Here is a 23,648-nt window from a genome sequence, read left to right on the forward strand (position 1 = left end):
GTTGATCGGGCCGGTCGGTCGCCAGATCCGGGCGAGCTGCCCGCTGATCAGGAACGCGCCTTCCAGCACTCCCCGGCCCACGCTGCCTAGGGAGCCTGCCTATCGGCGGCAGTGGGCTCGGTTGATCAGGTGAATCCAGCCGCCGTTGACTGATGGTCACCTCGAGCGGTGCCACGCTGGGCCGCACCAGGCGGGGGACACACAACGTCGTCGACATGGTCATCGACGTTGCGAGGCAGGGAGGGGAGTCGATGGTCGGGAAAGAGGTTGGCGCCCCGGTCGAGCGGACGCCGGAGGAGGTGGTGGACCTGGCGCACTCCGTGGTGGCGACACGCTTCGCCGGTGAGCTGGAGGCCTTCGACGACATCGTCCTGGACTACCGGAGGGATCCCGAGGGCACCGTGCGCGGTGTGCGGCTGCACGCGCCGGTGGGTATCGGGGTCGAGCTCGCGGCGATGACGCCTTATGTGCTCTCCGCGGCAGCTCTGGTCGGTGGTGTGCTGGTTGAGAAGGCAACAGGTGGTGTCTACGACTCGGTCCGGGACTGGTTGACACGGGCCTGGGCCCGGCGGCGGGGCAAGGACTCCGCCGGGCCGGCGCCCCAGATCGATGACGCCGAGGCCGGGCGGGTCACCGTGATGATCACGATCCACCTGACCGGTGCCGGTGCGGACGAAGTGACGGCGGGGGAGATCGCCAGGTACGTGGTGGATGGATTGGTGACAGGTAAGCACGAATCATCCGGCGGTTCCGGGTGACCGCAGCTTCTCCGGTCCTGGCCGGGGCCTCGACCTCGGGACTCGCGATCGGGACGACCCGCGCCCGCTACGCGCTGCTGATCGCGGTGCCGATCATTTTGGCGACCTACGCCGGGAGCCTGCTGCACAACGGGGTGTTCCGCCTCCAACGGATCGAGACGCTGAAGAGGTGCTACGCCGAGGCGGTGGCGAGCGCACCGGCGGACGTGCTTGCCAGGGGGGTGCGGCTGGGCCTGTGCAACCTGCCCGGCGAGGTGGCGAGGGTGTCTAGTTCGGCCGTCGTCGGAGTGGTGGTCGCAGCGCTGGGGCTGGTGCTGCTGCGGCGGCTGCCGGTGCGGTTGTACCGGCGGACGGGACGGGTGCGCCGGGCCGGAGAACGGTGGCAGCGGGCCGCCGCCGACGCCGTGCACTCGATGGGCGGGGCCGTCGTCCCGGAGGTGGTCTTCGCCTCGGCGTGCCGGGAGGCGTTCACCGTGCGCATCGGCGGCAGACCCCGGGTTGTGTTGCCCAACGGTGTGCTCGCCCTGCCGGCCGACGAGGCCGAGGCACTGCTGCGGCACGAGTGCGCCCACGTCGTGGCGGGTGACGTCGGCCGGGTCTGGTTGACCCGCGGTCTCTGGTGGGCCACGCCGGCGGTGCTGGTGTTGCCGCTGGTGTTCGCGGTGGTGCTGTGGGCCAGTGGCAGGCCGTTCACCACGGATGTCTGGACCGCGTTCAACCGCGACTACCTGATCCGCTCGGTGGCGCTGCTGGCACTGGTCTGGCTGGTGTCGCGTGGGCTGCTCCGCGCCCGTGAGCACGAGGCGGACCTGGTCTCGTCTGCGAACTCGGGCCCTTCCGCGCTGCGGGCACTGCTGTCCCGGCAGCGGCCGGGGCGGGGCGGGCGTATCCGGGAACTGCTGTCCCTGCACCCGTCGTCATCGCGTCGCCTCGCGGTTCTCGACCGGGGCCGGACCACCGAGCACGCCCGCGGCGTCGAGGGGTTCGCCTTCGGAGCGCTGGCCACCGCCCTGCTCCTGGTCGGCGCCCTCCACTTCAACCCGTTGTTCGCCGGTATCGGGAACCCGGTGCTGTCCTACAACCTCTCCGTGCTGGCCACCGCGCTGCTACCCGGTGTCCTGCTCGGCTACGCGTGGGGAACGACGGTCTGGCAGTCGGCCGATGACCGGCGACCGTGGCAGCGCCGTGTGCTGGACGCACTCGGCCTGCCGGTCGGCGTGCTGGTCGGCTTGCTGCTCGCGCTCACCGAACAAGGTTCGTTCTGGCATGACGAAGCGGCGTTGGAGACGTGGGTCGTCATCTCGGTGGTGCTCACCGGAGCCGCCGCCCTGTGCGCCGCGATTGCGACGCTGCACCGTCGAGGTGGCCCGACCGCGTGGATCGGCGGGCTGATCGCGGTCTTGTTCACCGGCGCCGTCATCCCCGCCCAGACCGCGGCGCTTCTCCTGCGCAATGGCGGGGTGGAGGTGTTCACCGCCCAGCTGACCCTGTCGCCGCCGTGGGTGCTGCTGGCCGGTCAGTGCGCCGCGGCGGCCGTCGTGTGGTGGTGGAGCAGGGGGCACCGGCGTCTTCTGCTGGTGGTCACCGGCGTGACCACCGCGGTGGTGGTGGCCGCGCGGCTGCTGCTGGCCGAACCGTTGAGCCAGGCCAACGCCTACGACCAGTCGCAGACCGAAGTCTTGATCGCCGCCGGAGCGGGTGTGGTTGTGGTGCTGCCCCTGGTCGCGCTCCGCGGGCGAACCGGTCTCGCGCTTGGGATCGCCGCCTCCTGGACCACCACGCTGCTGATCTGCGCCGCGCTCATCACGAGGTATGAGCAGCCCCTGGAAGTAGTTTACTACTACGCCGTTCCCTCGCTCAGCCTTCTCGCCGCTGCGTTGCTGGTCTTGGCGGTGGTGACCATCCCGTTGCGCGGCCACGTCACGCCCCCGGGCAGCCGCGGTGCGGGCTTCCCCGTCACATGAGCTTTTCGGTCAGCCTCTGACCGCGCCGCATGAGGAAGCCACTCGGACTGCCCAGGCCCGGGCACCGAGACCCGCGCGGCGGCGGTGCGGCCGTGGGTGCTGCGCGCCGATATCGGCTACGACCTCGAATGGGACATCGAGGGCTACTAGGAGGTCTACGGCCAGCAGATGCCTGGCGAGGGCACCGTCCCGCTGCCGCACTGGAATGTGCCCCGCGGCGATGAGCGACCCGGCCAACGAGCTGGAGCGGCTGCGCCGAACTGGGAGGCGGGGCTGGCCGACATGGGGTGCCGGTGAGGAACTGTCACCTGGTGCACGGGATGCCTGTCAGGGCAGGTCAAGGTCGATGTCCCGGTCGCCGCCTGCGCGCCGATGTCACGCGCTCGGAGGTGCACCGACAGCCGGATTGCAGTCGGTGATTCCACCCGATACCCCCGTGTCGGGTGGAATCACGCGGTCGAAGGCCGCGGGCTCGTGGGCACTGCGCTGGTCACGAACAGCCACGGCCGCAGTCGATCACGGCCGGGAGATGCCGTGCTCGATCATTGGGTGGCGTGGAAGCGGGCGACCCAGATGGTGTGGTAGGTCATGGCCTGGCAGCGGATGTCGGTGTCGGCTTTGAGTTTCACGGCGTCGATCATTTTGTAGGGGTGGTTGGTTTCGTGTTTTGCCAGGGTGGGCAGGTGGGGATCGGCGCCGACGGTGGATAGTTCGATCTGGTCGTGGCAGTAGGGCTTGTCGGCGGGATTGGTGACGGTGTCGATCACGACGTCACCGGCGGAGATGGGCTGCAGTGTGGCCTTTGCGTTGGCGTGCGGGTTGGACAGTGTGAGCGTGATGTAGGCCTTTTCGCCGGGCAGCAGGACACCGATTTGCGTGCCGACAACTGTGGCGTGAGTGAGGGACTGGGGCGAGCCGGCCGCGCCGTTCGCGATGGTGTTCTGGACGAACACGGCGATCGCGAGAGCGCTGAGGGCCACTACTGTGCCTAGGGCAGCGGGGGAAAGTAGTACGGGTTTGCCTTTCATTTTGCTACGCATGGTCTTTCCCCTGTAAGTCGCGCACTGCTCTAGCGGACGGCCTGGAACTGGGCGGTCCAGGTGGTGTGGTAGGTCATGGCCTGGCAGCGGATGTCGGTGTCGTCCTTGAGCTTCACGGCGTCGGTCAGTTTGTAGGGGAAGTTGGCTTCGCTGACCGCGAGCGTCGGCAGGAGCGGGTCCGCGCCGGCGGTGGACAGTTCGAGCTGGCTTTGGCAGTAGGGCTTGTCGGCGATGTTCGCGACGGTGTCGATCACGACCTCGCCCGGGGTGACGGACAGCAGTTTGATCTTCACGTTGGCGTTGGGGTTGGACAGGGTGAGGGTTACGTACCCTTTTTCGCCGGGCAGTAGGGTGCCGGTCTGCGCGCCGGTCACGGTGGCGGGGGTCATCGCCTCAGCCGAGCCTGACACGCTGCCGGTGGTGCTGTCCTGGACGAACGCGGCAAGGGCGAAACTGGCCAGCCCCAGGATCGTGCCGATCGCAGCGACGACGATGACGGGCTTGGCTTTCCTGTTGATATGCATGGCCATTCTCCTTGGGTTGGGTGGAAGGTCGCGGTCGGGACCGCGGAACTGTGGGTGAGCCTCGCCGGGCGTGCCTCTGGCGGCGCAAGGGCCGCGGACGCGGTGGTCACGAAGGAATCGCCGGTGCCGGCTCACTCGGGCTGGGCGGCTCATGGTCGGGTGCGGTGCCGGTCACCGCGGGTGTGCTCCAGGTCGTTGCGGGAGCAGGTGAGGTCGTCCCGGGAGCCTCAGGCGTGGTGGGTGCGACCGGCTCGACCGGCGTCGGGGCCGGGGGTGGTGTCGTGGTGTGGACAGCCACGGTCGTGGCCGGTATTGCGGTGGTGGACGACGTCACTGCCGTGGTGGACCGCGGGGGTGCCCAAGTGCCGGTCGTGCCGTCGATCGAGACGGTCCACGTCGTGGTCATGCCGAGCCCGGCTGCCGCCGCGCTGGTCACCGGGCCCGCACTGCCGAACCCGACCACGAGGATCATGGCTGCTGTGACCGTGGTGCGCCGGCCGGTGATGGCCTTCACAGCGTGCCCTTTGGGAGTGTTCCGCCATGCGCGGATCGAGCACTGTGGGCTCACAACTTTTCCCCTGACCCGAATTTGAGCGTGGCGGGACATTCGCCTGTACAAATTCCCGATACTGCGAAGCTGTCTCACACTGACGCTAGTGTTACTGACCCGTTCGGGTCATTCGTGACCTTAGTGACCTACGCAGCGTTACCGGCCTGGCCGCGCGTCGTAACTCGAGGCGGTCACGGCCTGGGTCTCCCTGTCGGCCAATCTCCGCTCTGGTGCTTCGAATTCGGGGTAGTACGCGCCGGAGGAAATAGTGAGTGGTGGTGTGTGCTGTATGTGGGTGGTTCGTGTCCGTCACAATGGCGGTGCCTGGTGGCGGGCAGTGACGTTCGGGCGTCTGTTTTGTGGGTTTGGGTGGGGATTGTGCTCGCGTGGGGGTGACTGGCGTGGGTGTGTCTTGTCAGCTCTGGTGAGGGGGCGAAGGCTGCGGTGTTGAGGGTGTTGGTTTGTTCCGGTGCCCTCTGTGTGCGGCACCGGGCAGTGACCCCAGACCCCGGTCACCACACCACCCCCGCAGGTCCGTGGCGTTGGTCCCGGACCCCGTGCAACGGGTGGAAGGTTGATCATGAGGTCGACAACACGAATGACCACTGCAGGTCGGGCCGGTCGGGCCCTGATCGGATTGGGCACCGCGGCCGGGTTCGCGCTCCTGGCTCCGGCTCAGGCCTGGGCACTGCCGCCGGGGTGCACCCAAAGCGGCGCCAACTTCACCTGCACCGCGGGGATTCCCGCCGGGCAGGTCCTGGACGGTACCGCCGTAGCCAACGTCATCACCATCACCGGCGGTGCGGTGAACGGCACCATCAACGGCCTGGCTGGCAACGACACGATCAGAGTCACCGGCGTCGCCGGCGCCGCGGGCGCCAACGGTCCGCCGGGGGCCAACGGCACCGTGGGCACTCCCGCGGGCAGTGCCGGTGGCAACGGCGGAGCCGGCAGCGTCGGCGGTTCCGGGGTGGGCAGCACCGGCATCATCGACGGCGGTGCCGGCGTGGACTCCATCATCGTTCTGGCGGGTGCCGGCGGCAACGGCGGCAGCGGCGGCCAGGGCGGGATCGGACTGGCCAGCGGCGCTGGAGGCGCCGGAGGTAACGGTGGCGTCGGCGGGATCGGCGGCGTGGGCAACGCCGGGACGATCACCGGTGGCGCCGGCAACGACACCGTCACTCTCACCGCCGGCCGGGGCGGCAACGGCGGCCTCGGTGGCCTGGGTGGCAACAGCGGCAACGTCGCTGGCGGCGCTGGCGCTGGCGGCATCGGCGGAGCCGGTGCGGCTGGAGGTGTCGGCAATTCCGGGAACTTCAACGGCGACCTGGTCGACGCGGGCCTGGACAACGTCACCGCCAACGGTGGTGCCGGCGGGACCGGTGCGGCCGGTGGCAACGGTGGCTGCGGTCACGGCGGCGGCGCCGGTGGCGTCGGCGGTGCAGGCGGTGCCGGCGGTAACGGCAATGCCGGGACCATCAGCGGCGGGGCCGGTGTCGACACTCTCAAGGCCAACGGCGGGCTCGGCGGCAATGGTGGCGTCGGCGGCAAGGGCGGCAACGGCAAGTCCGCCGTCCAGCCCGGCGGCAACGGCGGTGTAGCCGGTGCTGGTGGTGCCGGCGGCATCGGTAACGCCGGAACCCTGACCGGTGGAACCGGCGTGGACAGCATCACCGCCACGGGCGGCAAGGGCGGCAACGGCGCCGTCGGCGGCAACGGCGGCACCGGCTGCAGCGCTTTCGGTGGTCCTGGAGGCCTCGGAGGCGCCGCGGGTGCCGGTGGTCTGGGTAACTCCGGAACCATCAACGACGGCGCAGACACCATCTCCACCCCCTCCGGCGCCAACGGCCTGGCCGGCGGCAACGGCATCGCCGGAATCAACAACGGCGGCATCTGCACCTGCTGACCGCACCCGCGTTCGCCAAGTACGGCACGAGCGAACGCGCGACAACAACTCCGGCCCGCCACGCGAGAACCCCTCACGCGGCGGGCCGGAACACCTACCTCACAACATCAACCCGCCGGAGTACTCATCCTCGCCTTGGCGCGGGGGCCGCGGCTACTACGGCGGCGTGCTGGCGCTCATCGGTCACGACGAGGCCGGGCAGCAGTGCATGGACTCCGCCATCGTGATCCGCACCGCCGAAATCGACCGGGCCGGCCGGGTGGAGATCGGTGTCGGCGCGACGCTGGTGCGCCACTCCGACCCGCTGTCGGAGGCAGCCGAGACCCACGTCAAACTCGCCACCTTGCTCTCGGCGCTGAAGGAACGCGCGGTGCGCTGGCGGGACCACCCCGACGTGCAGGCGGCGCTGGACCGGCGCAACACGCGGATCGGCGCGTTCTGGTTCGCCGAACGCGACACCGGGCCGCGCCGAGACAGCCGACTCGCCGGCAAGCGAGCGCTGGTGATCGACGCCGAGGACACCTTCACCGCCATGATCGCGCACCTGTTGCGCTCGCTCGGGCTGGAGGTGGTGCTCCGCCGCTTCGACGAGGAGAACTCGACCGAGTACTACGACGTCGTGGTGCTCGGCCCGGGGCCCGGCAACCCAGGGGGCCACACGCATCCGAAGATCGCGCGGCTGGCCGAGGCGGTGCGGTCGCTACTGAGCAGAGGCCAGCTGTTCCTCGCGGTGTGCCTGAGCCACTAGGTGCTCCGCGGCGTGCTGGGGCTCGAACTCCACCAGCGCGAGGTGCCGAACCAGGGTGTGCAGCGTGAGATCGAGCTGTTCGGGGACCACGAGGTCGTCGGGTTCTACAACACCTTCGCCGCCCGCAGCACCGATGACCGCGTGGAGCACCCGGAGGCAGGTCTGGTCGAGATCAGCCGCGACCCACTGACCGGCGAGGTGAACGCCCTGCGCGGTGCCCGGTTCGCCTCGATGCAGTTCCACGCCGAGTCCGTGCTGACACTCGACGGCCCGGCCACCCTGCACCGGCTGCTCGACACCATGCTCCGCGTGCCCGAGGTGTAATGCCCGTGAAGGCCGTGATCGCCTGGTGGGACCGCGACGCCGTCCCCACGCTCGACATCCCCGCGCTCCGCGAGTCACTGCTGGCTGAGGGCGCCAATGCCTGGGCCGCGGTGTCGGGCCTGGTCACCAAGTTCTGGATCTCCGACGGTGCCAGGTGGGGCGCGGTCATGGTGTTCGAGTCCGCGGAGGCCGCCCGGCAGAGCCTGTCGCCGAACCGGGCGGCCGAGCTGATCGGCCATCCGGCAACCGTCCGCCACGCCTTCGACGTCGAGGCTTTCGTGACACCACAAGGGAAACCAGCATGGCAGTGAACGTTGTGCACACCGAGGCCGGCCCCGAGTTCAGCACGCCGCCGGCGGACCCGATCCCGTTGCTGCGCCGCAGGAGCGAGCTGGCGGCCGAACGTGGCGTCCACGAACCAAACGGCGTGCCGGTGCCCGCTGAGGGAGTGTGAAAGCCTAGCGCGGACGGTTGGACGGTTGCTTACCGTCCAACCGCCCTTGCGGAACCTCGTGGGTTGAGGTGGGCGAGATTGACCACACGGTTGCGCCGCGCGTTGGGACGGCCCGCGTTCGCCGGTTGTTCGAAACCTCACGTGCCGGGTCCGCAGGCTGGGCCTGGTGAACTCTGGATGCGAGCCGAGCACCACAGTGCGCCGTCGTGCCGAATGGGCCGGTTCGGCCCATTCGTCCCGTGGGCCGTTGGGCCCTTTGCGGGCGGCGCGGCCGGGAGCAGCGCGACACCTGCACCCAGGCACCGGGCGAGTCGTTGGGTGGCCGGGTGTGGTCACGGGGCAGGTGGTCCTGCGCCCGGCGCTGGGTGCGTTAGCTGGTGTCAGGTCCCGCGGCACGGTGCCGTGGGCGCGTACCTCGACAGTTCCATAGCGGTCCAGTCCATTCGCTCCGGGCCAGGGGAGCGGCCATGATCTTCGCTGAAGGTGGTGGAATCCCCTGGCGGCCGCACGAGGCGGCCAGGGGCCGTTGCCGATGTGCCCTGGCGCGCCAGGGCGTTGATGCGAAACGACGATGTTGTGCAGCCCGGCGAGCCGGGCTCCGGTTGGCGGCGTTCCCCGCTGTTCAGTCATCTGTCGCCGGAGCAAGCAGAGGCGTTGCGGCAGCGGATGCGGCTCGAGGTGTTCGAGCCGCGTCGGCGGCTGTTCGCCCAGGGCGAGGCCGGTGATCGGGTTTATGTGGTGGACAAGGGCGCGGTGAAGATCAGCCTTGAACGGGACGGGCAGTCCGCGCTGGCGCAGGTGGTGCTGGGGCCGGGCGATGTCGTTGGCCTGTATCCGTCGCTGGGTCCCGGTCCGCGCGATTCTACTGCGGTCGCGGCCTCGGAGGTGGTCACCGCGAGCATCCTGTGTGCGGAGCTGGAGCAGTGTCACCAGGAGCGGGCGGCGATCAACTTCGGTCTGGCGCAGCAGTTGTGCCAGCGGCTGTTCGAGTTCGACGTCCAGCGGGTGGATCTGCTGATGCTGGACACGGCGGGCAGGCTGGCCAAGTTGCTGGTTCAGTTGGCCCGGCGGTTCGGCGCGGCGGAGAACGGCACGATCCGGGTCCAGCTGGCGCTGAGCCAGAAGGAGCTCGGTGAGCTGATCGGTGTCAGCCGGGACACGGCCGGGGCCCGGTTGCGGGAGTTCGCCGAGCGGGGCTGGATCGCCAAGGCGCCGGGAGTCCTGCACATCCTCGCGCCGGAAGAACTGGCAAGGCGGGCGGGTCCGTCCAAGTCCATAGTGGACTGACGGGCTGGACCGCGTCGCGTTGCTGGGGCGCCGGGGCTCATTGGGGCTCCGGCGTTCCACCCCGGAGTGTGGGTGGGTGTTGCCGAGCGCCTGGTGGGGCACCCGGCAACACTGCGGAGTGATGTGCTCCACGCGTACCCGATCGTTCACGTCTCGCCTATGCGTGCAGTTGCTTTTCGATGGCGTGCTGGAGGAGGCCGGGGAGTTGTGGTGTGCGGTCGGCGGGCAGGATCAACGTGTTCGGCGTGAGCTGTCGTAGTTCGGCGGCGTCGACGGAGCCGAGCCCAATGGCGATGGTGATGATGTCCCCGGGTGCGGCGGTAAGGCGTTGCTGGGTGTGCTGGCGATCGGCGTCGCCGAGCACGGCGTCGGTCAGGATCGCCAGCATTCTCCGATCTCGGTGTCCGGGGCGGTGGTTGTCCAGTTGGGACAGTCCCCAGGCGACTGCGGGTGCCACGGCGGTTCCGCCGCAGACGCTTTGGGCCAGGGTGAGCAGTTGTTCTGCCCGGTCGGTGGAGAGGGTGTCGTCGAAGCCGCGGATGGTGAGCACTTCGTCGGTGAAACCCGCGAGTGCCAGGTCGGCGTGTCTGCCCAGTGCGTCGATGGCGCGGAGCAGGCCCGCCGTGGTGATGTGGCAGGCCTTGGCGGGTGCCGGGGCGTGGGAGAGCATCGATCCGGAGCAGTCCACGACCAGGGCGAGGGCGAGGCGGTTGCGGCCTTGGCCCATCCGGTGGTCCAGCCAGATGTTCGGATCGCGTTCGCCGCCGTGGGCTGCTTGAACGTAGACGCGGGTGGCCTGGTGGTGTAGGTCCAGGCGCGAGCCTGAGGTGTGTGGTCGTTGGCGCCGGGCGGAGCCGGTCAGCAACGGGCGGAGCACCGTCTCCAGTTGGGTGGCCAGGGGTGGGATGAGTTGGGTGTCCCCTGTGACGTTGTCGTGGAAGTGCGCTCTGGGTTGGTGTGGGAACCATTCGGCGGGCAGTAGTTCCCGTTTCGCCAGAGTGTCCTCGGTCAGCGCGGCTGCGGGATGGTTGCGGCGGGCTTGTTGGGCGGCTTGTTCGGCCTCGGCTTGGGCTTCTTGCTGGTGTTGTTCCCAGTCGGCCTCGGCTTGTTCGCGCAGCGGGGAGTCGGTGATTTCCTGGACGGCGTCTTCTGGGGTCCAGGAGTTGCCTTCCTGCTGCTGGCTGTCGTGGGTTCCGGTGCAGCCTCGTGGATCGGGGACCTGGCTGAGCGCGTCGTGCAGCTGTTGGTCGAAGTCGGTGTGGTCGGGGGGTTGGTCTTGTTCGTCCTGCCAGTGAAAGGGGTTGTGCGCGTCGGCGGCTTCGGTGGTGTCGGGGTGCTCGGCGTCGACGATCGCGGTGTTGGCGGTGTCGGGTGTTGAGTTGTCGTCGGCGGGGGTTGGTGGTGGTTGGTGCCGGGTCCAGCCGCGCAGCAGGTCGAGGAGACGGTCGAGGAGGTCGGTTTCGGTGTGCCAGTTGTAGTTGCGGGCCTCGATCATGATGGCCAGCACTTGGGGCCACAGTTGGGCGTAGAGCGGGTGGGTGGGGGCTTGCACGGTGGTGCCGTCGGATTGCCGGAGCCTGCCGCAGCGCAGCATGGCCAGTCCCCAGTTGAGTACGCGGAGTGCGTTGTGGTGGGGGAGTTCGGCGGGTTCGAGGTCGGCTGGTGGGATGAGGGGTTCGTCCAGTACGCGGTAGGCGATGTCGCGGTTGAGGGGCCAGTGGGCCAGGGTGCGCAGGACGGGGGAGTGGTCGATGCGGATGTCGGCGAGGATGTTGGCCACCAGGCCGCGCAGGGTGTTGGCGGGGTGGGCGCGGTAGCCGCGGACCATTTCCCAGGCGTGCATGGCCTCGTGGCCGGCGAGGTAGGAGATCAGCTGGTACTTCAGCGGCTGGGTCAGGGGTGGCCACAGCTGGCCGAAGTGTGCGGTGGCGAGTTCGTTGGTGGTGGGGAAGTGGACGTGGAGTCCGGCGTCGTCGTGGCCGGTGGCGGGTTGTGCTCCGGGGGTGATGAAGAGGGCGTGGCCGGGCACGAGGGCGCGGAAGGTCTGGCGCACGATGCGGTCGTAGGCGCTCATGCCAGCTTTCCTCCGTAGCTGGGGAAGGCTTCGGTGTACTGCTCGTCGGTGAGGCCGTCGGGGAAGGGCAGTGCGGAGATCAGGGGAGTGCCCCAGCCGCGCAGGGTGTGCACGGAGGAGAGGGTGTGCAGGGCGAGGGTGGGGTCGCGGAGCAGTTTGCCGGCGAAGACCTCCACGGCGATCTGGTTGTGTGACTGACCGATGACGAAGCGGGTCATGGCTTCGCGGGCAGCCCTGGTGCCCCAGCTGTAGCGCGCGGAGAGCATCGGGTCGCGGTTGAGCAGCGCGATGGTGTAGGTCAGCAAGTTGGCGAAGGTGGTGATGTCGGTGATGGTGGAGGCTCGGTCGGCTGGGTTGATCTGTCCGCAAACGATGCGCTTGTCCAGTACCGAGATTCCGGTGTGGACGGCGTCCTGGATCAGGGCGTTGGTGCCGAGTTCGCGGACGCTGACGACGTGCCAGCGGTCGAGCCATTTTCCGGCCCAGGCGACGCTGGGCCGGTTGGTGGTCACCGCGATCAGGGCCTCGGGGTGGATCGGGACGTCGACGGTGCCGCCTTCGACGGGGTAGACCGCGCGGAACCTGGTGGCCGAGGGGTTGAGCAGTGGTTCGAGTTCGTCGAGGACGTCCAGGCGATCTTCCCAGCGGTGCAGGTCCTCCAGCACGATCACGCAGGGGTGTTGCACGGCTTGGACGAACAGGCTGTGTTCCAGTCTGGTGGCGCCGTTGTGGAGGCCGATGGTGAACGGTTTGGCTTGGTCGGGGCTGGTGATGGGCAGGTGTGGCACCTTGCGGTCGGCGGCGATCTTGGCCAGGCTGGCGGACTTGCCGGTTCCGGGTGGTCCGGCGAGCAGGAACACCGTCCTGCCGATCCAGCTGAGGTTGGTGATCTGCTGGCAGGCCGCTTCGTTGACGACCGCGCCGCGCAGGCTGCCGGGATCGGGTACCAGTGCGGCGAGTTCTGGGGTGGCTGGTGGGGTGGTGGCCGGTTCGAAGGGCAGTGCGAGTGGGGTCAGTGCGGATTTGGCTGGTTCCCAGCTTCGGGTGTTGCTGGTGAAGATGAAGGTTTCGCCGATGTCGCTGCCGGGCACGTCGGTGTCCGGTACGAGTTCGGTGTCGTTGAGGTTGAGTGCGGCCATGACCAGGGCGCCTGCCTTGCCGGGCAGGGTGGTTGCGGCTTCGATGAGTGACCAGTGGTGCCGGCACGGTTGGGTGTCGCATTGGCCGCAGGCCCGGTCTGGTCCGGTGGGTTGGGGGATGGAGATGAGCCTGACGATGTGCACGGCGCCCTTTGCGGGTTCGGAGAGTTCGATGCGCACCTTGGTGAGTTGCCGGGTGATGTGGTCCTGGATGAAGGCGGCGTTGAGGGTGACCACGGTGCTCGCCTCGCCGGTCAGCAGTACGGCGTGGGCGCCGTCGAGGTTGGCCCAGAGGGCCTGGGCGTCCTGACGGCGTTTGCTCATTGTCGTTCCGGCCATGGTTTTTCCCTGGCGCGCCAGAGGCCCGGGTGGGTCGCCAGGGAGTTGTCACCACCTTTGTCGCAGGTTGGTGGGCGCCCCCTGGCGTGGGGCGTGGTGATCGGGTTGCGCTGTGGAGCTGTCAAGGTGCGTGTCTGCGGGAGGTCCGCGGACGCGTTGGGAGCTAACGCGGTCGGGCCGCTGTGGCCGCGTTGTGCTGTGGGCGCCCGACTGTGCAGGGGTATGAGGCTGCGACGAGGGTCCGGGCGGGATCCGCATCAGGAGTTGCTCGACTACATCGACCGGATGGAACCCGGTTGGCAGGAGCGGGTCGGCGCGGTGCTGCAGGCGACCCTGCCGGGTGAGCGGGTGTGCGGTTATTGGCTGCGCACGGCCACGGTGGAGGACGCCGAGGCGGGGAAGGCGGGCACCTTGGATCTGGTGGTGGCCAGCGTGAGCGTGTTGGCGCACTTGCAGTTTCTGGCCCTGCCCAGTCCTCGGGGGTGGCGGCTGGTGACCCGGACTCAGGTGTGGCCGTTGGCCCGGGTGCGTTCGGTGGCCACGGAGACCTTGTCTGCCGGGGCAGGGGGGCAGGAGGGGTTGCTGGTGCAGATCTGGCCGCCGGAGGCTGAGTGGGAGGTGGAGCTGAATCCGGCGGGGGAGTCGCCGGTGGATGGGTCGCAGGCTGGGCGGATGTTGGGCGCGGTGCGGGGATCGGTGTTGCGGATCGTGGTGGAGCCGGTGGAGGAGGAGGTCGCGATCGCGCGGCGGGATCGTCAGCGTGCCGAACGTGGCTTGTTGGTGACCTTGGCCAAGGCGATCCACAGTGGACTGTCGGGCGAGTAGGGCGGGGCTCGTCGCCTGCGTGTGGACGGGCGGCAGGCGACGAGCGCCGTGGTGCGGGTGGGGTCATCGGGCCAGGGACTGGCCGTTCGTGTTCGGTGTCAGCCGAGGGGGCGTCCAGTTCTTGAGTGCCGGGTCCAGGGGTACCCATCGGTCCTGGCTGGGTTCCAGGGTCCCGTCGGGGCGGAGTACGGCTGGTGGGGCGAGCACGTAGGGCGGTGTGGTCCACACGTGTTCCCGGGGTGTGGGGTGTGCTGCCACGGTGGCGGGCGGTGAGGTCTCGGCGAGGTGGAAGGTGCCGTTGTGGAAGCGCAGCGGGAACTCCGCGCTGGCCACTGATCGGCCGGAGACGCGCAGCACCGCTTCCTCGGGTGGGTTGGCCCGCCCGTCGGGGTCGCGGGCGAGCATGAGGTAGACCGTGGCGGTCTCGAAGGTCGAGCGGGCCCCGTTGATCTCAGTCGGTGAGGGTGGGTCCAGCGGGGGCCGGTGGATCTTGCCGGTGCGCTGGTCCACGGTGATCTTGGATGGTGGTTCGCGGCGGGCGTTGACCTGTTCGCAGACCACGACGTTGCAGTGCAGTCCGGCCAGTTCGCCGAAGCGGTGGGCGTCCAGGCCGACCCAGCCGGGGTTGAAGATCCGCATGGAGGTGTCCAGGCCGCGGACGAGCTCCTCGCAGGTGGCGAAGTCGTTGGCGGCGGCCAGCATTGAGGTCAGGTAGTCGATGACGATCCCGGCGAACCAGCAGTCGGCCACCGCGAGGTGGTGGCGGTGGGCCCAGTGCAGGTTGGCTGCGGCGAAGGTGCGCAGCTCGTTCTTCATCGCGCGCAGCCGGGCGGGCGGATCGCCGCCGACGCGGGCGAAGAACTCCTTGCCGAACAGCAGCAGCCTCGGCCGTCCGTGCGGTGTGGGTTGCCGCAGCGGGCTGTCCGGCTGCTGGTAGTCCTGGAGCATGGCCAGCAGTTCGGCGCGGGTCAGCTCGGTGCAGAACACCAGTTGTTGGGCTTCCGGGCGGGTGTGGGCGGCGGAGGCGCAGATCCGGCTGATCCACCACCCGGCCAGTCTGGTCTTGCCGACCTTGGTCTTGGCGCCCAGCAGCACGAGCTCATCGCGCCAGTCGGCGCGGTGGTGCAGCAGGGCGTCCAGCCGCGGGTGCACGGCCAGGCCGGAGCCGGTGGAGAGTTCGGCCAGCTCGGCGGTGAGCACCTCCGGGGTGTGCTCGGTGTAGGGGTTGATGTTGTCCACGGGGTCGTCGCCGGTGCTCATCAGTTCGCCGAGCTTGACGACCTGCTCTCCGGCTTGGTCGTGCTCGCCGTTGCGGTAGGCGTGGCGGGCGGTGGCGAAGGTCGCCTCGATCTGGCGTTCGCGCCAGCGGGCGTGGATCGCGCGGGCCAGCAGCGCCACTTCCTCAGCGACGGTGGGCAGCAGCGGGTGCAGCTGGTTGGCTTCCCGGTCCCACCAGGCCAGGGCACGGTCCAGGGCCGGGTGCAGGTCGGTCTCGACGGTGTAGCGGATCCCGAGTCCGGTCAGCTGCGGTCGGGTGTCGCGGATGGCGCGGAGCTGGTCGAAGAGGGCACCGAGCTCGAGGTCGATGAACTCCTCGGCGCCGGTGGAGATCACCGTGGTGTGTCCTTCGGCGAGGGCGGGTTCGCGGACCAGGCAGGCCACCAGAGCCAGTTCGTCCTGCTGTCCGGTGCAATCGGGCACCTCGTACCTCCGAGGGTGTGGCGGTAGGCGAGCGGTTGCTCGTGCCCGGCTCGATGTAACGCGCGAGCACCGCGGTGGCCGCCGCCGTGGCCGCGCCGCGTTACCTGCGGTTGGTCCGAACAGGGACGCCCGGTGGCCACTGGCGCCGGGGTTGTTCTGGCGCTGCGCACCGGCTCGTCCCCGAGTTGAGAGGAGGTCACGGCGATGGTGGGTAATCTTGCTTCCTGGGCGCACCCGGGAACGATCATCGGCGTCGAACCGCGAGCCGACGGCAAATCGCACGGCAACCACTGGCTGGCCGACGACGGTGCCGACACCCCCTGGCATTGGGTCGGCTGCAATCCGGTGCACGGCACCTACCACCACGGCGCGCACTGGGCGCTGCCAGTGGCGGAGCTGCCCGCAGCGGAGGTGGTGAACAGCCGCTACCACGCGTTCTTCCTGCTGTGGGGCAGGCCGGAGCTGCGGGCCGGCGAACCCTTGACCGACAGCGACATCGCCACAGTGGAGGCTGCGCTGGAGGTCATGGCCCAGCGGGCGCTGGTGCGGCTGGACCCCAAGGATGAGCTGCGGGTGCCGGTGCTGGATGTGTTGTTCCGGGCACAGGCCGATGGGGTGTGCTCGTGGGTGAGCGCCCGCGACGGCGATCTCGGGCACGAGCCGGTGCGCCAGCCCGCGGCGCTTGCCGGTGTGCGGCAGCGGCTGGCTGACCCGCGGGTGCTGGCGCGCTGGGCGCATCGGGACGGGATCGCCTGGGGCCGTCCGGCCCTGCACCTGCCCGTACCTGCCTGGCTGGTTACCGCTGGGAGGCCGTGATGGGTGCGGTGTCTGTTGTGGACAGTCCAGAGCTGGACCTGTTCGGCGATCCGGTCGAGCAGGCCCAGGAGCTGCTGTACTACCTGGACGGCGCTCTGGTGCCGCTGCGGGTGCGCCGTGATGATCTGCTGCGCTGCCTCAGCGACGACCTGGAGCAGCTGGAGCGCCTGGAAGTGGCGATGGCGGTCACGGCCAGGCAGTTGCGGCCATCCACCGCGCTACCCGGATCGGCTGACGGGCCGCGGCGGCGAGCGGTGAACCAGGTGCTGGAGAACCTGGCCGCCACCACCGCGGTGTTGTTCCGCCTGCACACCCTGGTGCACACCCAGCGCGGCAACACCGCGGTGCTGGCCGCCGCGGCGGCGGCGCACCAGGTGCTGCACGGTCGCCTCGGCTGCGACCGGACGGATCCGCTGGCCTTCACCGGGCCGCCGCTGGGGCTGCCCGCGCGGTTGCCGCTGCTGTTCGCCGCGTTGACCACGCTGCGGGAGTCCGCGGCCAACCTCGCGGCCGGTCGCGGCCACGGCGGGACCGCCCAGGAGGTGTTCGAGCAGGATCTCCGGCGGCTGCGGCGCTGGGCTGAGCACGACCCGCAGTTGCGGGCACCGGACCAGCTGGAGCCGGTGCCGGGCGCTCCTGACCGGCTCCACCAGGTCCGGTGGGCGCCGCGGCCTGCCACACCCCGGCTGAGCGAGCACGTGGAGGAGGTCTGCGACTACGAGACGTTGAGCGCCGAGCAGCTGACCCTGATTCACCGCATGCTCCGCACCGGCCAGGGACCTGTGCACACCGCGGGCGTGGCCAGCACCCATCGGCGGCGCCTGGAGGGACGGGATGCGGTGATCTCGGCCGCCCGGTTCGGCATCTGGGTCCAGCAGAGCTTACTCGCCGGCCGCGTGGACACCTGGATCAGCGAGGCACTCGGGCTGGCGGAGTCCGAGGCGAGGGATCCGAAACGGGTGCAGGAGCAGATCCGCCGCCAGGTCGTGGCCGGTGGCGAGCTGCGCAAGCTGAGCAGCTCGGCGCGGGCGAGGGCACTGCGCATCGACTCCGCCTGGCTGGATCCGGGCTTCAGCGGTGTGCCGCCGGATGCGGTCCGGCTCTTCGCCGCCCTCTACAGCCCGGTGGTGGGCGGCTGGTACCAGATCGTCCGCGGTGACGTGCACGACTTACTCGGTCTGACCCCGATGCGGCAGGTGCACTACGCGGCCCTGATCGGGCACCTCGCCGACGGCGGCACGCTGTCGGATTTCGCCAGCCTGCAGGGAAGGCGGTACCGGGACGTGCTGTTGGCCTGGCAGGAGATGGTCGACTACGCCGGGGAGCTCAACCAGCTCGCCGAACTGACCGCGACCGCGATCGGCGGCCTGCCTCGCCGCCTGGTCCGCACCGAAGTCCGCGGTCTGCGGAGCACGCTCGATGCGATCATGCGTGGTCTGGCCACGCTGAACATGCGTGCACCGGAGATCGACGAGGCCGACCGGGGTGTCCTGCTCGCTGATGAGGACGCCCTGGCGTGTGCCTATCTGGTGTTGTACCGGCGGCTGTCCCAGCTGGTGCCCAGGCTCCGGGTCCAGCGGGTGCCGCGTGATCCGGCCCAGTGGGGGCTGCACCGCATCCGCGAGTTCTATCTGCACCACCCCCTCACCTGGCCCACTGCCGAAGACGAGCACGCCCCCCGCGCGGACTGCATCGCCACCATCCGCGAGCAGGTCCGGCGACTGCTGCGCATCGCCCGTCCCGGCACCCCCGGCACCGCGCTGGAGCTGCTGACCGAGCTGCACCACGCGCTCGCCACCGCGCTGCGCACCAGCGGCGAACCCCGGTTGCCCGGCTACTGGGACCTGCGCCTGGAACACGGCGGGCAGCACCGGCACGTCTGGGAGACCTTCCAGCGCTGGCCCGGCATCGTCACCGTCGTGACCAGCGCCAAGACCCTCATCGGTGCGGCCAAGCAGAGCTGAGCCGAGCACTGGAGGAAGCCGCGGCCACCGCGGCTTCCTCCCCCTTCCTTGCGCGGTGTCACCGGTCGCGGCTGTGCGCGTTAGCTCCCGCCGGGCATCGCCATCGCACGGACAGGGAGAACTTCGCCATGCCTGCAGAACACCGGGCGCCCACCGCCGCTGACCCCTTCGTCATCCACTTCCAGTTCCGGATCGCGCTCTGGCGCGCCCGGCGCGGCTGCGCCCGGATCGAGTCCGCGCTGGCCGCGACCCGCTTGCCCGAGGTCTCGCTCACCCTGCACCTGGGCACCGAGCTGATCGCCACGGTCTCCCTGCCCTGCGGCACCCTCGGCGCCGCACTGGCCGGCACACCGGATGTGACGAGCAGGCTGAACGCCGCCTGGGAGCTGGTGGAGGCCTTGGCGGACCTGGAACCGGTGTTCGCGCTGGGGCCGCCGCAGCACGGCAACCTGCTGCACGCCGGGGTGCGCACCCTCGGCGTCACCCAGGCGCTGCGCGAGGTCTACGACGGCGCGCCCGGCCCGGCCTGGCGAGGTGGCCTCGATGCCTGGTGAACCGCGAGCCTGGTGGGAGGGCGCGCCGCTGGATGCGGCTGGCCGGCGGCGCCTGAGCGGGCTGGCCCCGCATGTGGTGGCGGGCCTGGTCGAGGAGGGCAAAGCGTTGGCCTGGCACGCGGTGCGCCCGCAGCGCCGCGCCCTGCAGGACCTGCTCGGCGAGCCGGAGGATCTCGACCAGCAGGTCGTGGTCTGGATCCTGGAAGCCGCGGCCAGCTACGACCCCGCGCGCGGACCGTGGACTGCCCATCTGGCCCAGCGGGTGCGCCAGCTCGCCGGGGACCGCTGGCGCACCGAGATCGGGCAGAGCGCCCTGCGCAGGCTCAAACACCTGCGCGAGAAGGGGTATGCCGCGCTGGAGCCGGGGGAGCGGCTGTTCGTCAACCGGATCAGCTCGCTGCTGCCCGGTGGCAGGTGCTCGCTGGACCGCTATGCCGAGATGGTCCCGTGCACCGATGAGCTCATCGAAGGCCTGGAGCTGCGGTGCGTGCGCTCGCAGGTCACCCGGGCAGTACTGCGAGCTGGGCTGGCCGAGGACGGTGAGCAGCCCCGCATGCAGCGTGCCTTGGTCAGCTACCTGCTGCGCCAGGTGCACGGCCACTCGATCCGGCGGCTGGTCAGCTGGGGCATCCACCACCGCACCATCGCGGCCCTGGAGCAGGCGCTGCACCACCGGGTCCGCGAACAGCTCGAGCGTCCTGCGTGAGCTGCGGCGAACCCGCTGTGGAGCTGGAGGCTCACCTGGCTCAGCTCGTCGATGAACTCCCGGAGCTCACGATCACGGCGCTGGCCGACAGCCCGGTCTCGCCGGTGGAGTTGGAGGTCTTCACCACCCTGATCGAGGCGCCCCATCAACCCAGGGAACAGGCCCTTCGCGCCGGCTGCCCACTGGACTGTCTACAGTGGAATATTGCTCGGCGGGGCCTGCAACGGCGGGGCTGGCTGACCGTGCACCCGGCGCGCGGCGGCGGAGTGCTGCTCGCGCCCACCGCGATGGGGCGCGGCCGGAGTGCCCTCGGGGCTGCGGCGACCTGGTTCGAGCAGATGGTGCACCGCTACGGTGCGCATGCCGAGCTGGTCGGCCACCTGCACGACGATCTCGGCCGCACCGCGCAACGCTGGCTCGATCCGGGGGCGGTGCTGGATGCGGCGGTCGTGCGTGAGGGCCGGGGCGTGGCCGCCCTCGCGGTCCACCCTCGCCGCCGAAGGCCGGACTGGCCGGTGGTGCTGGCAGAGGTGCTCGCGCGGGGCTGCTCGATCCTGCTGCTGTGGGCCTGGCCCGAGCACCGGCTGGAACTGGCCGGCGCCGTGGAGAACGCCGCACGCGCCCTCAGCGTCCACTATGGACGACTGTCGGTGGTGCTGGAGTCCGCGGTGATGCCCGGCCACGCCGGGGGAGGGGGTGGTTGGGGCCGGTGTGGTGACCGGCCCCAACCCGATCGGTGATGACCGATCGCTACTTCGTGTTGGTCCCGCTTGCCACCGCCCAGTTCTGGCCACGGCGGATGGTCAGCGGGAAGAACACCTGGGCCGGGCCGAGCACCCGGTCGGCCGCGGCCCGAGCCACCTCGGGCAGCAGTCTCTCGATCTTGTCCGCCTCGCCGAGCCCGGCATCGATGAGGAACTCATCGTGCAGGAACAGCAGCAGCCGGGCGTCCAGGCACCGCAGCGCCTCACGCAGGTCAGCGGCAATGGCGCAGGCCAGCTCCGCAGCCGGAGCCTGCAGGTAGAAGTTGCGGACCTGACGGCCCCGCTTGCGCACCGCGGCCTGCTGTTCCTGCGTCCAGGACTCCCGCGCGACTTGCAGGGCTTGCCGGATGAGCTCATCCGACGGTGGCGTGGTCCGGCCGAGCTTGGTGCGGATGGTCTCACCGTTGAGACCGCGCGCCATGGCCACTTCCAGGCTCCGCATCGCGCGCGGGAACCGGTGCTTCAACACACCCCTGGTGCGCCGCCCCAACGGGGACTGATCGTCATACATCGCCGCCAGCACCGCGGCTTTCGCGGTGTCGCGGTTCATCCCCAGCGACTTGCCGATCTCGGCGTAGAGATCGCTGTGCGCGGTGGCCTTGATCAATCGTCCGTCCGCGGACAGGTGGGCCCACATCCGTGGTTCCAGCTGGCGCAGGTCCGCGCGGATGAGCACCCGCCCGGCCTCAGCGTGCACGCAGGAGCGCAGTTCACGGGGAAGCTGCAGCCCACCGCCCTCAGCTGTCCAGCGCCCTGACACCGTGCTCGCCGGGCGGAACCGAGGACGCCAGTGACCTTTCGAGGTCCACCGCTGTTCCCAGGCGTAGCCGAAGTGCGTGGCCAGGGTGTACAGCTCACGCCAGCGCAGCACCAGGGGCACCGCCGGGTGGTCGGCATCCTGGAGCCTGGTCAGCTTGGCGGTGCCGAACTCGGTCTGTTCGCCGTCGAGCACCTCCGCCCATTCCGTGCGCCAGTCGAACTTGGCTCCGTCGAACAACTTGCTGATCTGCTTGTCGAGGTCGGCCAGCCGCGGGTAGGCATCACCTCGCTCCGGCTTGTGCAACAGCTTGATCATCAACCTGCGGTACTCCTCGCCGTTCCACGGAATGCCGTGGGCGTTGAGCTCACCGGCCAGCAGCGCATTGGCCGAGTCCTGGTTGACCAACCGGATCAACGGCAGGGTCCAGCCGGAATCGGAGATGCGTTGCTTGACCACGAGAAACCGCTCGGCAGGTGGCTTGGCCACGGCCATCGACGGATCGGCCACGGTGCAGGAGAAGGCGTCCAGCGCCCGCTCGGCCAGACCGAGGCAGAGCCCGAGCCGCAGCCGCACCCCGCTCTTGGCCAGCACCTGGGCCACCCCTGTCAGATCCTCGGCCACCCAGCGGATGTTCTTCACCCGCGCCATCCGGTTCAGTACCTCGGCCGGTGGGTTGTGCACCACGACCGGCAGGCCGGGCTTGCCGTCCTCAACCATCGAGGTCACGGTCAGCCGCAACCCTTGTTCCGTGCGCGTTGCCGCAAGTCCCAGTGCAACAGGGGTGCCTTGCCTGAGTGCGATGTATTCGGCGTCGGACAGCAAGGCGTCCAACGGATTGCGTTCGGTTCGTATCGGATGTTCTGGCGTCGGTGAAGCCATCATGGCGGCCGACATCCCCTTCCTTCGCGGACAGGGCAGCTGGGGCGTGCGGGCGCACGCCGTCCTGTCACCGCCGCGGAGGTAACGCGCAGATCCCCGCCTGCTTGAACGGTGAAAGCCGTTGCGGGAGAAGGGGGGAGGGTGGGGCACGCCGGGGGCTTGGCGCACCCCACCCTCTCGGGTGGCCGGATCCCCGACTTCGGGGAGGATCAGGAATCCGGCAGGGCCATGGGTTCGGGCAGCGACCCGAGTGGATCGTGCGACATGCGGCGGCGCAGGTAGTCGCACGGATCAATACCCGAGGGCAGCGGAAGACGTTGCGGCACAGCGCGAAAAGGCCGCAAACGCTCGCGCCAGAGCCGCGCGCCCATGTCACCGGCGTCGTCTCCGTCGTGGGCGAGCACGACGCGCCGCCCGACGAGCAGACGAAGCCACGTGGTGGCGATCGCCTGCGCCCCTGGCACCCCGATGGTGGTCCACTCCCGAACCGCCATGGCCAACCAGTCCGTGGACCCCTCGCCCACGAACACCGGCTCGTCCGGCTTGGCGCGCTCCAGCAGCGCCAACCCCAACGGCCACGCCCGGATCCCGCTCAGGGAACGCCAGCGGTTCGCACCGGCCACCCCAGTGCGGGTAGAGCGCCCCTGCAACCACACCACGTGCCCGTCCCAGCAGGCCGGGAACAGCAACCGCTGACGCCGCAAGGTGAACAGCCCCCGGCGATCCAGCAGTCCGGCGTCAACGGCGGTTGCCCCAGGCAGGCTCTCCAGCAGGTGCTGGATCCGGCCCAAGGCGGCGTTGGAAGCCCACCGCACACCCAGCTCATGCCCGGCCACGGCATCGATACCGCGCTCAGCGAGGTAGTCGGCTCCGGCGGTCGCGGGCAACGGCTCGCAGCAGGCCATGACCTTGTCATAGAGCGGCACGAAGTCCCGCCCATCCCGCAACGGCCGCTGCGGCAACACCACATTCGCCGCCCCGATCCGCACCGCACCGTCCTGAGCCTGGCGCAACAGCGCCTCCCACGCGGTCCGGAAGTCACAGCCCTGCACCCGCTGCCACACCCCCACCGCGTCAGCGTGGAATCCGCAGGCGAAACAGTGCACCCCGTCGACGTAGACCGCACACGAGGGTCGGCTGTCCCCGCGCCGGTGGGCCTGCGGATCTAGGCACCGGATCCGGTTGCCCACCATCGCGATCCCCAACAGCCCCAGCACCATCGGCATCGGCATTGCCGTACGCAAGGCCTGCCGCGCCCACGCGACCCAGCCTTTCCGCTCGGCCAGCACCACGGTCCGGGCCTGGGCGAAGGACAGGCCACCGGCGCGCAGGTAGTCCACCACGTCACCACCGCGGCCACAGTCCTCGCACCGCCAACGCCGCCCCCAGCCCGCGGGCAGCTCGCGAGGGCAAACCGGGCACTGGACTCGCATGGGCGGCTGGAACCTCCCGAGGTGCCACGCGGCCGGTGCGATGCTCAACCCGAGCAACGCCTGCCGCAGCTGCTGATCAGTCACGGTCAACCTCCTCTCGTCAACGAGCCACAGCGGACAGAACCGGGTGGGCCTTGAG

At 69.8% G+C, this 23,648-nt stretch carries 20 protein-coding genes and 1 pseudogene; 14 read left to right on the forward strand and 7 right to left on the reverse strand.

Annotated elements, in window-relative coordinates:
* The first annotated feature begins 152 nt into the window (after positions 1-152).
* Positions 153-758 (forward strand): hypothetical protein, encoded by a 606-nt coding sequence (locus N8J89_RS16095; protein WP_283665154.1) that lies wholly within the window; start codon positions 153-155, stop codon positions 756-758.
* Positions 755-2,722, forward strand: a complete 1,968-nt coding sequence (locus N8J89_RS16100) for a M48 family metalloprotease (protein WP_283665155.1) — start codon at positions 755-757, stop codon at positions 2,720-2,722. The genes N8J89_RS16095 and N8J89_RS16100 overlap by 4 nt, the downstream gene beginning before the upstream one ends.
* Positions 2,723-3,264: 542 nt before the next feature.
* Here N8J89_RS16100 and N8J89_RS16105 read toward each other — a convergent pair.
* Together N8J89_RS16105 and N8J89_RS16110 are read right to left on the reverse strand one after the other, a co-directional pair.
* Positions 3,265-3,762 carry a hypothetical protein gene (locus N8J89_RS16105; protein ID WP_283665156.1) on the reverse strand — a complete coding sequence of 166 codons (498 nt, stop codon included), beginning with the start codon at positions 3,760-3,762 and terminating at the stop codon, positions 3,265-3,267.
* A gap of 29 nt (positions 3,763-3,791) precedes the next feature.
* Positions 3,792-4,286, reverse strand: a complete 495-nt coding sequence (locus N8J89_RS16110; protein ID WP_283665157.1) for a hypothetical protein — start codon at positions 4,284-4,286, stop codon at positions 3,792-3,794.
* A gap of 281 nt (positions 4,287-4,567) precedes the next feature.
* Between N8J89_RS16110 and N8J89_RS16115 the strand changes: the two genes are divergently transcribed.
* From N8J89_RS16115 to N8J89_RS16145, 6 genes and pseudogenes are all read left to right on the forward strand, one after another.
* Positions 4,568-4,879 carry a hypothetical protein gene (locus tag N8J89_RS16115; RefSeq protein ID WP_283665158.1) on the forward strand — a complete coding sequence of 104 codons (312 nt, stop codon included), beginning with the start codon at positions 4,568-4,570 and terminating at the stop codon, positions 4,877-4,879.
* Between the two features lie 555 nt (positions 4,880-5,434).
* Positions 5,435-6,742, forward strand: coding sequence for a hypothetical protein (locus N8J89_RS16120; RefSeq protein WP_283665159.1), 1,308 nt, complete (start codon positions 5,435-5,437; stop codon positions 6,740-6,742).
* Positions 6,743-6,848: 106 nt separating this feature from the next.
* Positions 6,849-7,814 (forward strand): annotated as a pseudogene (locus N8J89_RS16125) (aminodeoxychorismate/anthranilate synthase component II).
* Between the two features lie 5 nt (positions 7,815-7,819).
* The gene (locus N8J89_RS16135) at positions 7,820-8,125 is read left to right on the forward strand and encodes a hypothetical protein (RefSeq protein ID WP_283665161.1); all 306 of its coding nucleotides are present in this window, start codon (positions 7,820-7,822) and stop codon (positions 8,123-8,125) included.
* A complete protein-coding gene (locus N8J89_RS16140; protein WP_283665162.1) occupies positions 8,116-8,268 on the forward strand; it encodes a hypothetical protein in 153 nt (50 codons plus the stop codon). The genes N8J89_RS16135 and N8J89_RS16140 overlap by 10 nt, the downstream gene beginning before the upstream one ends.
* A 558-nt stretch (positions 8,269-8,826) precedes the next feature.
* Complete coding sequence (locus N8J89_RS16145; RefSeq protein WP_283665163.1) at positions 8,827-9,555, forward strand: Crp/Fnr family transcriptional regulator; 729 nt, start codon at positions 8,827-8,829, stop codon at positions 9,553-9,555.
* A gap of 157 nt (positions 9,556-9,712) precedes the next feature.
* Here the strand turns inward: N8J89_RS16145 and N8J89_RS16150 are convergent, their stop codons facing one another.
* Together N8J89_RS16150 and N8J89_RS16155 are read right to left on the reverse strand one after the other, a co-directional pair.
* Positions 9,713-11,629: a vWA domain-containing protein gene (locus tag N8J89_RS16150; RefSeq protein ID WP_283665164.1), complete on the reverse strand. Its 1,917-nt coding sequence runs from the start codon at positions 11,627-11,629 to the stop codon at positions 9,713-9,715.
* A complete protein-coding gene (locus tag N8J89_RS16155; RefSeq protein ID WP_283665165.1) occupies positions 11,626-13,107 on the reverse strand; it encodes an AAA family ATPase in 1,482 nt (493 codons plus the stop codon). The genes N8J89_RS16150 and N8J89_RS16155 overlap by 4 nt, the downstream gene beginning before the upstream one ends.
* A 285-nt stretch (positions 13,108-13,392) precedes the next feature.
* Between N8J89_RS16155 and N8J89_RS16160 the strand changes: the two genes are divergently transcribed.
* Positions 13,393-13,932, forward strand: coding sequence for a hypothetical protein (locus tag N8J89_RS16160; protein WP_283665166.1), 540 nt, complete (start codon positions 13,393-13,395; stop codon positions 13,930-13,932).
* A gap of 63 nt (positions 13,933-13,995) precedes the next feature.
* Here N8J89_RS16160 and N8J89_RS16165 read toward each other — a convergent pair whose 3' ends face one another.
* Positions 13,996-15,633, reverse strand: coding sequence for a hypothetical protein (locus N8J89_RS16165; RefSeq protein WP_283665167.1), 1,638 nt, complete (start codon positions 15,631-15,633; stop codon positions 13,996-13,998).
* Between the two features lie 204 nt (positions 15,634-15,837).
* Between N8J89_RS16165 and N8J89_RS16170 the strand changes: the two genes are divergently transcribed.
* The 5 genes from N8J89_RS16170 to N8J89_RS16190 all read left to right on the forward strand — a co-directional run bounded on the left by N8J89_RS16170 (position 15,838) and on the right by N8J89_RS16190 (position 20,413).
* Positions 15,838-16,449, forward strand: coding sequence for a hypothetical protein (locus N8J89_RS16170; protein WP_283665168.1), 612 nt, complete (start codon positions 15,838-15,840; stop codon positions 16,447-16,449).
* Between the two features lie 17 nt (positions 16,450-16,466).
* The gene (locus N8J89_RS16175; protein WP_283665169.1) at positions 16,467-18,413 is read left to right on the forward strand and encodes a hypothetical protein; all 1,947 of its coding nucleotides are present in this window, start codon (positions 16,467-16,469) and stop codon (positions 18,411-18,413) included.
* Between the two features lie 128 nt (positions 18,414-18,541).
* Positions 18,542-18,967 carry a hypothetical protein gene (locus N8J89_RS16180; protein WP_283665170.1) on the forward strand — a complete coding sequence of 142 codons (426 nt, stop codon included), beginning with the start codon at positions 18,542-18,544 and terminating at the stop codon, positions 18,965-18,967.
* Positions 18,957-19,673: a hypothetical protein gene (locus N8J89_RS16185; protein ID WP_283665171.1), complete on the forward strand. Its 717-nt coding sequence runs from the start codon at positions 18,957-18,959 to the stop codon at positions 19,671-19,673. The genes N8J89_RS16180 and N8J89_RS16185 overlap by 11 nt, the downstream gene beginning before the upstream one ends.
* A gap of 17 nt (positions 19,674-19,690) precedes the next feature.
* Positions 19,691-20,413, forward strand: coding sequence for a hypothetical protein (locus N8J89_RS16190; protein ID WP_283665172.1), 723 nt, complete (start codon positions 19,691-19,693; stop codon positions 20,411-20,413).
* Positions 20,414-20,423: 10 nt separating this feature from the next.
* Here N8J89_RS16190 and N8J89_RS16195 read toward each other — a convergent pair whose 3' ends face one another.
* Positions 20,424-21,914 carry a DNA polymerase gene (locus N8J89_RS16195; RefSeq protein WP_283666182.1) on the reverse strand — a complete coding sequence of 497 codons (1,491 nt, stop codon included), beginning with the start codon at positions 21,912-21,914 and terminating at the stop codon, positions 20,424-20,426.
* Between the two features lie 371 nt (positions 21,915-22,285).
* Positions 22,286-23,416, reverse strand: a complete 1,131-nt coding sequence (locus tag N8J89_RS16200; protein WP_283665173.1) for a hypothetical protein — start codon at positions 23,414-23,416, stop codon at positions 22,286-22,288.
* Positions 23,417-23,648 lie beyond the last annotated feature (232 nt).

It is taken from the genome of Crossiella sp. CA-258035 (assembly GCF_030064675.1).
In the GTDB taxonomy this organism is placed as follows: Bacteria; Actinomycetota; Actinomycetes; order Mycobacteriales; family Pseudonocardiaceae; genus Crossiella.

Bases quoted from the DNA above. Each gene is read 5' to 3' on its own strand.
- N8J89_RS16095 (WP_283665154.1), top strand. From the start codon at position 153: ATGGTCACCTCGAGCGGTGCCACGCTGGGCCGCACCAGGCGGGGGACA.
- N8J89_RS16105 (WP_283665156.1), bottom strand. From the start codon at position 3,762: ATGCGTAGCAAAATGAAAGGCAAACCCGTACTACTTTCCCCCGCTGCC.
- N8J89_RS16110 (WP_283665157.1), bottom strand. From the start codon at position 4,286: ATGCATATCAACAGGAAAGCCAAGCCCGTCATCGTCGTCGCTGCGATC.
- N8J89_RS16120 (WP_283665159.1), top strand. From the start codon at position 5,435: ATGACCACTGCAGGTCGGGCCGGTCGGGCCCTGATCGGATTGGGCACC.
- N8J89_RS16140 (WP_283665162.1), top strand. From the start codon at position 8,116: ATGGCAGTGAACGTTGTGCACACCGAGGCCGGCCCCGAGTTCAGCACG.
- N8J89_RS16145 (WP_283665163.1), top strand. From the start codon at position 8,827: ATGCGAAACGACGATGTTGTGCAGCCCGGCGAGCCGGGCTCCGGTTGG.
- N8J89_RS16150 (WP_283665164.1), bottom strand. From the start codon at position 11,629: ATGAGCGCCTACGACCGCATCGTGCGCCAGACCTTCCGCGCCCTCGTG.
- N8J89_RS16155 (WP_283665165.1), bottom strand. From the start codon at position 13,107: ATGGCCGGAACGACAATGAGCAAACGCCGTCAGGACGCCCAGGCCCTC.
- N8J89_RS16160 (WP_283665166.1), top strand. From the start codon at position 13,393: ATGGAACCCGGTTGGCAGGAGCGGGTCGGCGCGGTGCTGCAGGCGACC.
- N8J89_RS16170 (WP_283665168.1), top strand. From the start codon at position 15,838: ATGGTGGGTAATCTTGCTTCCTGGGCGCACCCGGGAACGATCATCGGC.
- N8J89_RS16180 (WP_283665170.1), top strand. From the start codon at position 18,542: ATGCCTGCAGAACACCGGGCGCCCACCGCCGCTGACCCCTTCGTCATC.
- N8J89_RS16185 (WP_283665171.1), top strand. From the start codon at position 18,957: ATGCCTGGTGAACCGCGAGCCTGGTGGGAGGGCGCGCCGCTGGATGCG.
- N8J89_RS16195 (WP_283666182.1), bottom strand. From the start codon at position 21,914: ATGGTTGAGGACGGCAAGCCCGGCCTGCCGGTCGTGGTGCACAACCCA.